Source organism: Gracilibacillus sp. HCP3S3_G5_2, from assembly GCF_052063305.1.
Taxonomy (GTDB): Bacteria; Bacillota; Bacilli; order Bacillales; family Amphibacillaceae; genus Gracilibacillus.
The window spans coordinates 35,965-50,177 of record NZ_JBQHXU010000011.1; the positions used below are offsets into that span (position 1 = coordinate 35,965).

Annotated in this window: 12 protein-coding genes and 1 pseudogene; 7 read left to right on the top strand and 6 right to left on the bottom strand. The window is 35.1% G+C overall.

What is annotated here, in order from left to right; genetic code table 11:
- Positions 1–7: 7 nt before the first annotated feature.
- A complete protein-coding gene (locus ACTNEP_RS16030; protein WP_087941717.1) occupies positions 8–352 on the bottom strand; it encodes an ArsR/SmtB family transcription factor in 345 nt (114 codons plus the stop codon).
- 296 nt (positions 353–648) lie between these two features.
- Here ACTNEP_RS16030 and ACTNEP_RS16035 point away from each other — a divergent pair, with 296 nt between their 5' ends.
- Entirely contained in the window at positions 649–1,602 is a 954-nt protein-coding gene (locus tag ACTNEP_RS16035; protein WP_040037801.1) for an arsenic resistance protein, read from the top strand.
- Positions 1,603–1,768: 166 nt separating this feature from the next.
- Here ACTNEP_RS16035 and ACTNEP_RS16040 read toward each other — a convergent pair.
- Together ACTNEP_RS16040 and ACTNEP_RS16045 are read right to left on the bottom strand one after the other, a co-directional pair.
- Positions 1,769–2,120, bottom strand: a pseudogene (locus ACTNEP_RS16040) (P-type ATPase); the annotation flags it as partial.
- Between the two features lie 271 nt (positions 2,121–2,391).
- Positions 2,392–3,024 (bottom strand): YdhK family protein, encoded by a 633-nt coding sequence (locus ACTNEP_RS16045; protein ID WP_441163021.1) that lies wholly within the window; start codon positions 3,022–3,024, stop codon positions 2,392–2,394.
- Between the two features lie 481 nt (positions 3,025–3,505).
- Here ACTNEP_RS16045 and ACTNEP_RS16050 point away from each other — a divergent pair, with 481 nt between their 5' ends.
- On the top strand, positions 3,506–4,978 hold the full coding sequence (locus ACTNEP_RS16050; protein ID WP_441163022.1) for a multicopper oxidase family protein: 1,473 nt from the start codon (positions 3,506–3,508) through the stop codon (positions 4,976–4,978).
- 282 nt (positions 4,979–5,260) lie between these two features.
- On the top strand, positions 5,261–5,650 hold the full coding sequence (locus ACTNEP_RS16055; RefSeq protein ID WP_040037995.1) for a hypothetical protein: 390 nt from the start codon (positions 5,261–5,263) through the stop codon (positions 5,648–5,650).
- Positions 5,651–5,794: 144 nt separating this feature from the next.
- Here ACTNEP_RS16055 and copZ read toward each other — a convergent pair whose 3' ends face one another.
- From copZ to ACTNEP_RS16070, 3 genes are read right to left on the bottom strand one after another with little or no spacing between them, the layout of a single operon-like run.
- The gene (copZ, locus tag ACTNEP_RS16060) at positions 5,795–6,001 is read right to left on the bottom strand and encodes a copper chaperone CopZ (protein WP_040037994.1); all 207 of its coding nucleotides are present in this window, start codon (positions 5,999–6,001) and stop codon (positions 5,795–5,797) included.
- 36 nt (positions 6,002–6,037) lie between these two features.
- Positions 6,038–8,422 (bottom strand): heavy metal translocating P-type ATPase, encoded by a 2,385-nt coding sequence (locus ACTNEP_RS16065; RefSeq protein WP_441163023.1) that lies wholly within the window; start codon positions 8,420–8,422, stop codon positions 6,038–6,040.
- Between the two features lie 13 nt (positions 8,423–8,435).
- Complete coding sequence (locus tag ACTNEP_RS16070; RefSeq protein ID WP_046128617.1) at positions 8,436–8,687, bottom strand: metal-sensing transcriptional repressor; 252 nt, start codon at positions 8,685–8,687, stop codon at positions 8,436–8,438.
- A gap of 312 nt (positions 8,688–8,999) precedes the next feature.
- Here ACTNEP_RS16070 and ACTNEP_RS16075 point away from each other — a divergent pair, with 312 nt between their 5' ends.
- From ACTNEP_RS16075 to ACTNEP_RS16090, 4 genes are all read left to right on the top strand, one after another.
- Complete coding sequence (locus tag ACTNEP_RS16075) at positions 9,000–9,725, top strand: cytochrome c biogenesis CcdA family protein (RefSeq protein ID WP_441163024.1); 726 nt, start codon at positions 9,000–9,002, stop codon at positions 9,723–9,725.
- 12 nt (positions 9,726–9,737) lie between these two features.
- Positions 9,738–11,126, top strand: a complete 1,389-nt coding sequence (locus tag ACTNEP_RS16080) for a sensor histidine kinase (protein WP_441163025.1) — start codon at positions 9,738–9,740, stop codon at positions 11,124–11,126.
- Positions 11,119–11,799, top strand: coding sequence for a response regulator transcription factor (locus ACTNEP_RS16085; RefSeq protein ID WP_204798084.1), 681 nt, complete (start codon positions 11,119–11,121; stop codon positions 11,797–11,799). Before ACTNEP_RS16080 ends, ACTNEP_RS16085 begins: the two co-directional genes overlap by 8 nt.
- Before the next feature lie 187 nt (positions 11,800–11,986).
- Positions 11,987–14,149: a copper-translocating P-type ATPase gene (locus tag ACTNEP_RS16090; RefSeq protein WP_441163026.1), complete on the top strand. Its 2,163-nt coding sequence runs from the start codon at positions 11,987–11,989 to the stop codon at positions 14,147–14,149.
- Positions 14,150–14,213 lie beyond the last annotated feature (64 nt).

Genomic DNA, 14,213 nt, shown 5'->3' on the forward strand with positions numbered 1-14,213 from the left:
CTCCAATTTAACAACAAGAAATTCGTGTACCATTTTCTTCAAGTTCTTTTAATTTGTAATCTTGATTAGGTAATTGATCAAGAATAGGTTTAATAAATGAATAATATTCATTTTCCTTATCTACGGAGTAAAATATCCATTGCCCTTTTCTTTCTTCCTTAACCAATCCTAAGTCTTTCAACTTACGTAAATGCTGACTAATCGATGGCTGACTGACTTGAAATATTTCAACAAATTCACAGACACAACAAGCTTGATTATCAATTAATTTCATAATCGTTAATCTTGTTTTATCACCCAATAATTTTAAAATAACTGCAGCCTTTTCCATTTCAATGGTTGTTTGCAGCACATCATCTCCTCCTTATAATTTCATTACAACATTAGCATATAACTATTTGCTTATATATACAATAAAATATTTCATTAAAATGTGACATTTAAAATAATGTTTTATTCAACAACCTGTATCAATAATACATAAAGCACGTTTAGCAATAATGCATGTATAATTATTGATGTCTATTTTACTTTATGTATTAAAGTTACAAACCAATAATATTTCTCAGTTACTAAAAAACTTAAAGTCGTTACTCTGTGGTAAAATGGCGTGAATAACAGTTATCTTGTCGTTGGGGTGATTATGAAATGGGTTTATTCGAAAAGATGTATACATTTATTATTTTCTTAGCAGTAATCATAGGCATAAGTCTAGGACAATTAGAACCAATAAGAACGAGTGCAGAGAGTTTTATTGTACCGTTATTAATATCAATGCTTTATATTACCTTCTTACAAATTCCTTTTGAAGAAATAAGAAAGTCTTTTAAAAACTTAAAGTTCACATCTACTACAGTCATCATGAATTTTCTCTGGACACCTCTTTTAGCGTGGCTATTAGCTTTACTATTTTTAGGTGATAACCCTGCATTATATATTGGTTTTATCATGTTAATGGTTACTCCTTGTACTGATTGGTACATAATCTTTACAGGTTTAGCAAAGGGAAATGTTGCTTTATCAACTGCTATTTTGCCTTTAAATTTACTATTACAGGTTTTCTTACTACCCGTTTATCTTCTAATTTTCGGTGGAACTACAGGATTTATTGAACTTTCCTTTTTGGTTGAAAGTATACTGATTGTATTATTCATCCCATTAGCTTTATCAGTCTTAACAAAAGCATTATTGAAAAGTAAACAACAGTTCGCTAAAAATCTATTATCGAAATTAAGTGCGCTACCAATTATTTCTCTAAGCCTTGCAATCGTTGCAATGTTTGCTTCTCAAGGACAATTACTACTTGATAACCTAAATTTATTGTGGAAGTTAACAATCCCTATTCTTCTATATTTTGTAATAAACTTTATCGTTGGCCGGAAAATTGGGCAGCTTCTGAAATTCTCGCAATCTGATAAAGTCAGTTTGAATATGACCACTTTAGCTAGAAATTCACCTATAGCTTTAGCAATTGCTATGACAGCATTTCCGGATCAACCTTTAATTGCTTTAACATTAGTTATAGGTCCATTATTGGAATTACCTATACTTGCTATTATCACTCAGATTTTATTGTTTATCTCTAAAGGTAAGACCACATAAGAGAAAAAAAGAACACATCAAATTTTAGCTTATGATGCGTTCTTTCTATTCTATCCTGTGTCTCCATATTAAATAAATTGGTTTACATCTTCTTTAAAGATTCTCCCTTTAATTATCGGATATATTTTAAAGAAGTGAAAATAAGTCGTTGAATGTACCATTAACTGTTCAACACATTAAAATCTGTTACAACAGGAATCCCTTTTGTTAATGCACCAGTTTTGTCAAAAGCAATCGCTTTTAAGGCACCCATTTCTCCTAGATAAATTCCGCCTTTGATAAGCACACCTTTTTTAGCTGCATTTCCAATTGCTGAAACAATTGAAATAACTAATGCACAAGGACAACCAACGACAAGAACAGCTTGCCCTTGATAAGCCCAAGTTCCCCAGCTCCCACCAAATAATAATAGGTGTATAATATTTTGCAAATTTATCTACAAACGCTTGAGATGGTGTGCGTTCATCTTGTGTTTCTTCTACAAGGTGAATAATTTTGGAGTTTGTTGTATTTCTAACTAGCTCTGTTACTTAAATTCTTTTTGTATTCTTTCTTTTATTCTCTACTCTCTCCTTCTAGGTCAACTTTGTAGTTCTCCTTCCCTTTTCATTAAAATTTCAGAAGTGCATTAATCTTGGTGATTATTCCATAGTAGTAGCAACGAATGTTTATTGTGTCAGATAGAGTTATACAACTTACCTATATATATGTAAATAATAGCAAGTACCTCTCCCAATTCAACTACTAAAAAAGAACCTACCCGATTTGGATAAGTCCCTAATTTAATAATTATTCTACTGATGACAATTCACTTTCCGTTACCCACTTGTGGTTTTTTACTTCATCTCCTGTATCAGTTGTTACAAAATCAACCATATATACCGTTGTTTCTTCGGCAGAATCAATAACTGCATCAGCCCCGTTCATTCCTTCCATATGATCCGTATTTAAGGTCACCTCAGTACCCGGTTCAAAAGGTTCATCTCCTGCTTCTTCAATCTCTTCATGAATAACCCATTTATGATTTTCTACTGGTTCTCCACCAGTCGTTGGTGTGTAGGAAACAGTATATACCGTCGTATCGTATGCACCAACAATCGTCGCCTCAGCACCATTCATACCCGGCATATGATCGGATTCAATAATTGCTTGGCTACCAACCTCATAAGAAGGGTTGTCCGCTTCTTGTAAGCCTTCGGGAATTTCGCCAGTGCTAGAATGGTTCATACCAGAATGATCCATGCCTTCCATATCTTCATTGGTATCAGATTCCTCCATATCCATTTCATTATTATTAGCCACATTTTCTTCCGTATTAGATTCGGTTTCTGTATTCTCCTCTTCATTTGCACCTGCACATGCAGATAAGATAAGTACTGTGAATATAGTAATTATCCCTATTACGATTTTTCTACTTTGCATTTAAACAATCCCTCCTAATAAAATAAAGCTTGCTTATATTCTAACCAGTAAATTTGCAGATTATATGCAGACCTTGCAAAACGTAAATTACGAATATTTCCAAAATAAATCTCCATTCCTTTTCCAAGTGGATTACAAAAGGTTATAAAAATACAATGTCATTTAATATCAATGACATTTCAGTAGAATAATCCATTTATACTCAACATCTAAATTTAATAGTGATTAGTTTTTACTCCAATTATGCATTATTTCTCGATATTTGTTCGGTATGATAATTGCGACGATAGATTGAATGGCAAGGGAAGGAGGAAAATGTATTAAAGGTAATTTTCTAACTCGTGGTGATTACAACTAAATAACTCATCAGAAATCTAAAATGCAAAAACCGAAATGATATTTTCAACAACTTATACTTGACGAATAAAGGAGCGAACAAATGAAAAAAAGTATATTGACAGGTGCAGGCTTGTTGCTAATATTGACGGGTTGCACAAACATCACAACAGAACAACAGTCTGTAGAACAAACTATGGAATCTGGAGAAATGCAACATGAAGAAAATATGGATATGAACCACGGGGACATGGAAGGTATGGAAGAACACATGGACCATGATAATATCCCCCCTCTTCAAGCCTCCAAAGGAACTCAGGAGTTAGTAATACCACCCCTGCTAGAAAAACAGAAGGAATCAGATTTCGATTATGAGGTGGTCGCACAAGAAGGCACGACGCAATTCTTTGATGGCTCTCCAACCAATACTTACGGATATAATGGGAATTTGTTGGGTCCGACTTTACAGTTGAAAGAAGGGGAAACCGTTAAAGTGAAGGTCCGGAATGAATTAAACGAACCAACAACCTTTCACTGGCACGGTCTTGAAGTACCGGGAACTGAGGATGGTGGTCCGAGTGATGTAATTCAGCCGGGGGAAAGTAAAATCGTCACCTTAAAAGCCGATCAGCCGGCAGCGACATTGTGGTATCACCCACATCCACACAAATCGACTGCTGAACAAGTTTTCAAAGGGCTTGCAGGAATGCTCTACGTGGAGGAGACGGATGAAGAAGCTCCTGCTTTGCCACATACTTATGGTGTAGATGATATCCCTCTCATTTTTCAGGATCGTCTCTTTGACGAAAACAAGCAACTGGATTATAAAAATCTGATGAACAGTGATGGAACAATCGGAGATGTATCGCTCGTTAACGGTACGATTAATCCGAAACTGACTGTGACAAAACCGCTGATGCGTTTTCGAATCCTAAACGGCGCGAACGCCCGAAATTACACGTTCCGTTTAAGCAATGGGGCCACATTTACTCAGATTGCTTCAGATGGCGGGTTATTGCATGAACCGGTTGAAATGGATGAGATTACGCTGTCCCCATCGGAGCGCGCTGAAATCCTAATTGATTTTTCAGCGATGGAATCCGATGAGCCAATTGCCATTACTGATGAAGAAGGTAATGCTCTGTTGCCTTTTGATTTGGATATCGACGGCGGAACGGAAGAAATGGAATCCATATCTTGGACCGATGACACTACCTTCCTTAAAGAAGAAGAAAAATCCTTACCGGTCTCCAAGAAGATCGAACTGTTTGGAATGATGGATAAGGTCACCATAAACGGCAAGAAATTCGATCCTGAACGGATTGACTTGCGGCAAAAGAAAGGAGTTTCGGAAGTTTGGGAAGTTTATAACAAGCCAGACGAAATGGGGGGAATGATACATCCATTCCATATTCATGGTACTCAGTTCAAAATCATATCGCGTGATGGAAGGGAACCAGCTCCGAATGAACAAGGGCTGAAAGATAGTGTTCTTATTGAACCGGGCGAACGAGTAAGACTGCTCGTCACCTTTCCAGAAGAGGGAATCTATATGTACCATTGCCATATTCTAGAGCATGAGGATAACGGTATGATGGGGCAAGTAGAAGTATACTAATTTTACGGAATAAACATTAAGAAGGGCTGTACCGATTGTTTTGGGTTACGTACAGCCCCTTTTTATTTTGCTGACAATTCATCCTAAAACGTTGGTTAATGCCAAGAGATTTTAGGTATCCTTGAAATAATCTACTGTTGCCTTCGAAAAGTTCCACTAAAAATATTTATATAACAATTTTAATTAACCGTTTATAATATTTTCATATGATATAGTAAAAGTAAATTGGTACTTAAATCACTTTTTTGGTTCAGAGAAAAAGTGAAGTCGAGGTGAGATATTTTGTGTTTTTCCTATAGTTTTATTGAACAACAAACTCATGAAATGTCCAAAAAGATATGGGAAAGCTCCTTATACAAATTAATTAGGGTTGACTTTGCAGGTGGCAACTGTTTTGAAGTCCAAAGTAGATTAAATGATTGGGTAAGTCTTGAAACGGAAATGGGGAACAAGTCCGCTTTAATTACAAAAGTTATTTTGGAGGACTTAGAAGGAAAGCATTATTCTATTGAACCGAATGACAATGGGGTAAGATTTGCAAAAGGAGAAATCACTTATAAAGAGTATAAAATTCTTCAAAAGAAAGGGAATGCTCTTTGGATTACAATTTTTATTGTTGGGATTTTAGTATTTTTTACGTTGATGTCAGTGTTGGTAAAGTTTGTTCTTTAATACTATCTAATTTCTAATGGTTAACATATTGGTTCCCTTAGTGAAAGTAACATTATTTATCCAAATTTGAAACCACCCTCACACCTTATTAAATGTATATTAAAAGGCTGGTCTTCTCTATGAAAACCAGCCTATTTCGTATATTTAGGCAACATCATAGCCTTGTTCTTCAATTGCATCTTTCATGGCATCAACATTTACCTTTGATTCATCAAAAGTAACATCTACTTTTCCAGCTTCTAAATTAACCTCAGCTGCTGATACGCCATCTAATTTTTTCAATGCACCTTCAACTGACATTTTGCAGTGACCACAAGACATGCCTTGTACGTCTAATGTTTTCTTTTCCATTATATTTTCACCTCCTTTAAATAAATTTAATATATTTTATAACTTCACTCTTTTTAGTCGAAGTGAGTTAGTAACAACACTTACTGAACTTAACGCCATTGCTGCGCCAGCAATCCACGGCGCAAGTAATCCAATTGCTGCAACTGGTATTCCGGCTGTATTATATCCGAATGCCCAGAATAGATTTTGTCGGATATTTCTAATCGTTGCATGACTGATTTTAATTGCCTTCGGTATAAGCAATAGCTCACCGCCAAGAATCGTTACGTCAGCAGCTTCAATAGCCACTTCTGTACCAGTCCCAATGGCAATACCAATATCCGCTATAACAAGTGCAGGTGCATCATTCACACCATCTCCAACCATTGCAACTTTCTTACCTTGTTCTTGGATCTCTTTTACTTTAGCTGCTTTTTCTTCAGGTAATACTTCAGCGATTACCTGATCAATTCCAACTTGTTTTGCTATTGCTTTGGCTGTTCTTTCATTATCACCTGTTAACATAAACACTTCTATTCCTAAATCTTTCAATTGCTTAATAGCCTCTGGAGCCGTTTCTTTTATAGTATCTGCAACAGCAACTGTTCCCCGGTACTCACCATCAATGGCAATCAACATCGCTGTTTTACCATCAGTTTCATAATTAACTAATTTTTCTTCATAACCTGCTGTATTAATTTGATGATCATTCATTAACTTTCTATTACCAACAAGAATGTTTTTTCCGGAAATTTTTGCTTCAATACCATGACCCGGTACTGCCTCAAAATGTTCTACTTCCAAAAAGTCGATATTATTCTCTGTAGCATATGCCACAATTGCTTCTGCAAGTGGATGTTCAGACCCTTTTTCTGCACTAGCCAATAATTGTAATGTCTCTTCATCACCTGAAAAATCAGTTACTTCTGGTTTTCCTTTTGTGATTGTACCCGTCTTATCAAGTACGATTGCTTCTAACTCATGTGTTCCCTCTAGGTGTTCCCCACCTTTAAATAAGATTCCACTTTCTGCAGCTTTTCCTGTTCCAACCATAATGGATGTTGGTGTTGCAAGTCCTAAAGCACATGGACAGGCAATAACAAGTACAGCAATTGCTGCAACTAAAGCAGGTTCTAACTGACCCGGCTCGACTAAAGTAATCCATATAATAAAAGTAAGGATAGCAATACCGACCACTATTGGAACGAAATAACCTGAAATAACATCTGCCAATCGTTGAATTGGCGCCTTTGATCCTTGAGCTTCCTCCACAACCTTGACAATAGATGCAAGGGCCGTATCTTTTCCTACTTTTGTTGCTTCCATTTCAATGGAGCCATTTTTATTAATAGTAGATCCAATTAATTTTGCCCCTGAATCCTTTTCAATTGGAATTGATTCTCCTGTAAGCATGGATTCATCTACCGAAGTTCTACCTTTTACAACCATACCATCTACCGGTATCTTTTCTCCCGGTTTGACAATTAAGCGATCTCCAACGACAACTTCTTCTACAGGAATCATTAATTCTTTACCATCTCTAATTACACGAGCTTCTTTTGCTTGTAAATTAAGCAATTTGGATAAAGCATTTGTTGTTTGACTTTTCGCTCTCGTTTCCAAATATTTACCAAACAAAATTAACGTAATCAAAACAGCACTGGTTTCAAAGTATAAATGTGGCATATATTCTGGATTGCCAATAGTCTTAAATGCTTCGTATAAACTATAGAAATAAGCCGCACTTGTACCTAAAGCAACAAGTACATCCATGTTTGCCCCACCATTACGTAGGTTCTTATATGCACCTTCATAAAATTGCCATCCAATGATGAATTGAACTGGTGTCGCCAAAGCAAATTGGAACCACAGGTTCATGAAGATATCTGGTATACTCATCCCAAATAAATGAACAAGCATTGTTAATAATAATGGTGCAGATAGTAAGACTGAAATAATTAATTTCGTCTTCATATTTTTTAGTTGTTTTTCTTTATAAGTTTGTTTTTCTTTCGCTTCTGCCTTTGGTTTAGCATCATAGCCAACATTTTTGATTTTATCAATTAATGATTTTACATCAACTAACCCCGGATTATATTCAATCGTTGCACTTTCTGTCGTTAGATTAACAGTTGCATGTTTTACTCCATCTTGTTTGTTCAATACTTTTTCAATACGGGTAGAGCAAGCTGCACAAGTCATTCCAAAGACATCTAGGTCTGTTTTCTCCGTTAGAACACCATAACCAACATTCTCTATTTTTTTCGATATGTCTTCAATAGAGGTTTTCTCTGGATCATAATCTATCGATGCCTTTTCTGTTGTTAAATTAACTTGAGCCTTGACCCCATCCATTTTATTCAAAACCTTTTCAACACGATTAGAACAGGCTGCACAGGTCATCCCTGTTACACCAAGTGTTGTATGATTTGTTTCACTCATAATAATTCCCTCCTTACTTAGAAAACTGCTTCATGACATTCAATAATTCTTCAATGGTTTCCTTACCTTCACCTTGTTTGATAGCATCACTAACACAATGTTTAATATGTCGTTCCGTGATAGAAAATCCTACATTTTTTAATGCCGATTGAATGGCACTTATTTGTACTAAAATATCTACACAATAACGATCATCTTCCACCATTTTCTGTATTCCACGAACTTGACCCTCAATTCGTTTTAAACGATTAATTATTTTTTGCATTTCATCTTTTGTTCTTGGTTTACTCGGATGATCATGTAAGAATTTTTCCTCCAAATGAATCACTTCCTTATCTTTATATATTTACGATACCCCCGTATAGTATTATTGTCAATGGATAAACTTTATATTTTGTTATATTTCCCCTATTATTTAACAATCACATTAAAACGCACTTTCTATTAATATTTTGAGATTCTCTTTCTTCATTATTACCTTTGATTAATATTTGCTGAAATCTGCACAAAAAATGGACATTTTTTTTATATGTTATTTAATGGATAAGACTATTAAAGGCAAAGTGAGTGAATTGATATGTTCGAACTTTTTAACGAAATAGGCATCATGTTAAATGAGCCACTTCAACAAATTGCATATGGATATGAACATATACCGCTGTTATTTGCATTTTTTCTTGGTTTAATTGGCGCAGTTGCTCCCTGTCAACTTACAGGTAATATTAGTGCAATGACTATTTATGGGAATAAATCATTAATTGAAAAAGTCCCTTGGTTACACGTATTTCTATTTGTTTTAGGTAAAATAGTCGTTTTTTCAATTATTGGTTTAGTGATTTGGTTACTCGGAAAGGAAGTACACAGTACTCTTACACAAATGTTCCCGATTCTAAGGAAATTAATAGGGCCATTACTTATACTAGTTGGTATATTTATGCTCGGATTATTTAGTTGGAGGAAAACCGGAAAAATGTTTAAAATCCCTACTAGGCTTAGAGACAGCTATCTAGGAAGCTTTTTAATGGGTGCAAGTTTTACGTTAGCATTTTGCCCTACTATGTTTGTATTATTTATACTAACCTTAATGCCAGTTGTATTAGAAACATCATATGGATTTGTATTACCTTCTGTATTTGGAATTGGAACCTCTCTCCCACTTTTATTAATTATTTTTCTTATTTGGTATTTTGGGGCAAGTGGGATTATATTAAAGAAAAGCAGAAAAATAGGTTCACTCGTTCAGAAATTTGCAGGGGTTATTATTCTTGTTATTGGTATTCTGGATACTTTAACTTACTGGTAAAAGAGGTCAATTATGTTTAATAAATTATCCTTAAAAATTGGACTATTATTCTTTGTATTCATGTTAATTATCGAGGTTTTTGTTTATTTTATTCTATATACAAATATAGCAAATGAACGTATTGATGAAGTAATGAATAGTTTATTAGCTCGTGCCAATACACATAGTGCTGTCTTGGAAAACAACTTTAATTCATCCACGTTGGAGCATGTTGCTATCATGGAGTCAGAATCGGAATTTGCTGTTATTATTACCGATGCCAATGGTAACATCATCATTAATTCCGATCCTGTCGAAAAAGAAATGTTTGAAGTAATTGATCATACGGATTATAAGGATATACCCAGTGTAGGAAAAGTAGTAGAACAACGTTGGTCGGAAAAACAATATATAGCGGTTGATAGCCCCATTACTATTGATGAGGAACATCAAGGGCATGTCTTTATGTTTGCTAATACCAATATTGTAAAAAATATGGTTAATCATTTGAGTGATCAATTTGTCATAGTTGGACTAATCACCATTGTTCTAACCATCTTTACCGTTTTTATTCTTTCTCGTTTTATTACGTTACCATTAATGAAAATGAAAGAAGCCACCGAACAACTAAGCGAGGGGAAAAATAAGGTGCAATTACATATGGAACGAAAAGATGAACTAGGTGAATTAGCCGGTTCTATCATGTGGTTATCTAGTGATCTAGAACGATTAAAAAATGACAGAAATGAATTTTTGGCAAGTATCTCTCACGAACTTAGAACGCCATTAACCTACATAAAAGGGTATGCGGATATCATCAGTAAGCAAGACATAACGGACGAAGAAAGAAAAGAATATCTGGATATTATACGGGAAGAAACGGAGCATTTGACAGTTCTGGTTAAGAATTTATTTGACCTAGCTAAAATGGATGAGAATAAGTTTGTAATTAATCGAAAAAGTGTTAGTTTAAGACAACTAATCCAAACGATTGAAGAACGAATTGCTCCAGTAATGGAAGAAAAAAATATTACACTTTCTACTTCATGCCCAGTAAATATCATAGGTAATATTGATCCCGATAGAATCCAACAGGTTTTATTAAATATACTGGATAATGCCAGAAAACATACACCCGATGGAAAGTCTATATCATTAGAAGTAACCCAGAATGATAGGGAAATTACTATAACTATTTCAGATGAAGGGGAAGGAATTCCAAAAGAGGAATTACCATATCTATTTGAACGGTTATACCGTGTAGAAAAATCGCGTTCCAGAGAAAGTGGTGGAACGGGATTAGGATTAGCTATTGCAAAAGAAATTATAGAATCTCACGGAGGTACGATTGAAATCGAAAGTGAACTTGGTAAGGGTACAAGGGTTATTATTCATTTAACAAGAGGTGAATATAATGGTTAAAGCTCTATTAGTAGATGATGAAAAACGAATGTTAGATTTATTAGCATTATATTTGAGACCGCATAATTTTATATGTAAAAAAGCTATTAGTGCTAAAGAAGCATTATCTTTATTAAAAGAAGAAACCTTTGACATAGTACTTATAGATATTATGATGCCTGAAATGAACGGCTGGGAATTATGCCAAGAGATTAGAAAAGATTCGGACATCCCTATCATTATGGTATCTGCTCGTGAACAGAAAGAGGATATTATAAAAGGGTTAAAATTAGGTGCAGATGATTATGTGACGAAACCCTTTGACGAAGATGAGCTATTAGCAAGAATAGAAGCGGTATTACGTAGAATGAAACCTGCGAGGAAGATTGAAGTAAATGGTCTCTTATGGAATGAGGATGAGTTTGAGTTATCATATAAAAATAATACATTAAAGTTAACGCCAAAGGAATTTACCATGCTAGGTTATTTTATGAGAAAACCAAACCAAGTGTATACTAGAGAACAATTAATTGAATTAATTTGGGGATACGATTCGCACACAGAAGGAAGAACAGTTGATTCGCATGTACGGAACATGCGAGATAAAATTCGTCAATCTGGATTTCCCATAGATGATTATTTAATAACTGTTTGGGGTATTGGATATAAATGGGTAAACAAGCCTTCATTATAGGTATAAAAAGGTCTTTAATACAATTATAAAAGAAGACCTTTTGTTTTGACACAAATCTTTTACATAAAATCATAGCCTAATTAATACTGTACAGGGGTATAGTATGATATAGTATGGATAGAAGGATGAATAATACAGAAAATAATAGGAAATTCATCTAAATATCCATACCAAAGGAGGAGTAATAATGAATAACAAAGGAAATGAAGAGAATCAACACAACCACAATAAGCATAAAGAACATGACCATCATAATCATAATCAACATGAGGAACAAAAACATCACAGTCATCAACATCATAATCATGAACATGAAGATATGCATGGTCATCACAAACATGGACATGAAGAACACAAAAATCACGACCACAGTCATGGACATAGTGGGCATCATGGTGGACACGGCGGACATCACGAACATATGGTAGAAGATTTTAAGAAACGTTTTTGGATATCCCTAGTTTTATCAATTCCTATTTTATACTTATCTCCAATGATTCAAATGCTGATTGGATATGAAGTAAATTTCACAGGTGATACCCTCTTACTTTTCTTGCTTTCCACGATTGTCTTTTTCTATGGTGGAAAACCATTTTTACTTGGTGCATGGGATGAGTTAAAAGAGAAATCGCCTGCAATGATGATGTTAATTTCTTTAGCTATCATCGCCGCTTATGTATATAGCACACTGACAGCATTCTTTATCGAAGGCAGCGACTTCTTCTTTGAACTAGCTACTCTTATTGTAATTATGTTGTTAGGACATTGGATAGAAATGAAATCCCTGATGGGTGCTTCAAAGGCACTGGAAGAGCTAATCAAGTTAATGCCAAAAGAAGCCCATAAACTGGACAAATCCGGAAATATTGTTGAGGTAACAGTCGAAGATTTACAACCGGGTGACCTGATTTTAGTTAAATCGGGTGAAAAGATTCCAATTGATGGTGAAATTTACGAAGGAGAATCTACCGTCGATGAGTCTATGCTTACAGGAGAATCTGTCCCTGTTGAAAAAGGACCCGGAATGGAAGCGATAGGTGGTTCCGTCAATGGTGATGGTGTATTAAAAGTTAAGGTAAGTAAAACAGGAAATGACACCTACCTATCCCAAGTTATTAAATTGGTAAGCGATGCAGAAAAATCGAAATCAAAGGCCCAAGGCTTTGCGGATATTGCTGCTAAATGGTTATTCTATGTTGCTCTTGTAGTAGGGATTATAACCTTTGCAGTTTGGTGGACTAACGGGGATTTAGATTTTGCTTTGGAACGAATGGTTACCGTTTTAATTATTGCTTGTCCACATGCACTTGGTTTGGCAACACCACTAGTAACATCTAGATCTACTTCCATTGCAGCTAAAAACGGCTTGTTAATTCGAAATAGAGTAGCATTTGAAAGTGCATTTAAATTGGATCGCGTGGTGTTTGACAAAACAGGAACACTTACGGAAGGTAATTTTGGTGTTACAGATATCCATCCAAGTGAGGGAATTAGTGAAGAAGAATTATTGAAATTAGCTTATTCTGTTGAAACACAATCAGACCATCCAATTGCTAAAGGAATTGTGAAAGAAGGAAATGATCGTAATTTAACCCCCCTTGATGTTAAGGATTATCAGAATTTAACTGGGAAAGGGTTAGTAGCTAAAATCGGTGATGCAGAAATTGCTGTTATTAGTCCCGGTGCTATGAAAGCAAATAAAATTTCTTTTGATGAAAAAATTTATGACCAACTGGCTTTACAAGGGAAAACAGTCGTATTTGTTCTTAAAGATAATGTCTTACAAGGAATGATAGCCCTAGCTGATATCATCCGTAAATCTTCTTATAAAGTTATTAAAGAATTAAATGACCGTGGCATTGAGACGGTTATGATGACTGGTGACAACACACGTGTAGCAAATTATGTAGGAGAAAAATTAGGTATTTCCAAAGTCATCGCTGAAGTACTTCCCCATGAGAAATCAAATAATGTGAAGTATTTAAAACAAAATGGAAAAAAAGTGGCGATGATTGGAGATGGAATTAATGATGCGCCCGCCTTAGCGGAAGCTGATTTGGGAATTGCTATTGGTGCAGGTACAGACGTTGCGATTGAAACAGCTGATGTCATACTAGTTAACAGTAATCCAGTAGACATTTTAAATATCATTAAATTGTCTAAGGCAAGTCGCAGGAAAATGGTTCAAAATTTAGGATGGGCTGCTGGGTATAACATTGTTGCTATTCCTTTAGCTGCAGGTGTATTGTACAATGTTGGGTTTGTCATAACCCCTGCCGTCGGAGCCGCAGTTATGTCACTCAGTACCATTATTTGTGCAATAAACGCTCAATTATTAAAAATCGATTAATAGAAACAAATAGTTTATGTTTGGCTAAGCATGTATGGTATTGCTTAGCCTTTTATTTTTCTGT

Excerpts from the sequence above, each read along its gene's own strand:
- ACTNEP_RS16035 (WP_040037801.1), top strand. The coding sequence starts at position 649 with ATGGGTTTATTCGAAAAGATGTATACATTTATTATTTTCTTAGCAGTA.
- ACTNEP_RS16045 (WP_441163021.1), bottom strand. The coding sequence starts at position 3,024 with ATGCAAAGTAGAAAAATCGTAATAGGGATAATTACTATATTCACAGTA.
- copZ (WP_040037994.1), bottom strand. The coding sequence starts at position 6,001 with ATGGAAAAGAAAACATTAGACGTACAAGGCATGTCTTGTGGTCACTGC.
- ACTNEP_RS16065 (WP_441163023.1), bottom strand. The coding sequence starts at position 8,422 with ATGAGTGAAACAAATCATACAACACTTGGTGTAACAGGGATGACCTGT.
- ACTNEP_RS16070 (WP_046128617.1), bottom strand. The coding sequence starts at position 8,687 with ATGCAAAAAATAATTAATCGTTTAAAACGAATTGAGGGTCAAGTTCGT.
- ACTNEP_RS16075 (WP_441163024.1), top strand. The coding sequence starts at position 9,000 with ATGTTCGAACTTTTTAACGAAATAGGCATCATGTTAAATGAGCCACTT.
- ACTNEP_RS16080 (WP_441163025.1), top strand. The coding sequence starts at position 9,738 with ATGTTTAATAAATTATCCTTAAAAATTGGACTATTATTCTTTGTATTC.
- ACTNEP_RS16085 (WP_204798084.1), top strand. The coding sequence starts at position 11,119 with ATGGTTAAAGCTCTATTAGTAGATGATGAAAAACGAATGTTAGATTTA.
- ACTNEP_RS16090 (WP_441163026.1), top strand. The coding sequence starts at position 11,987 with ATGAATAACAAAGGAAATGAAGAGAATCAACACAACCACAATAAGCAT.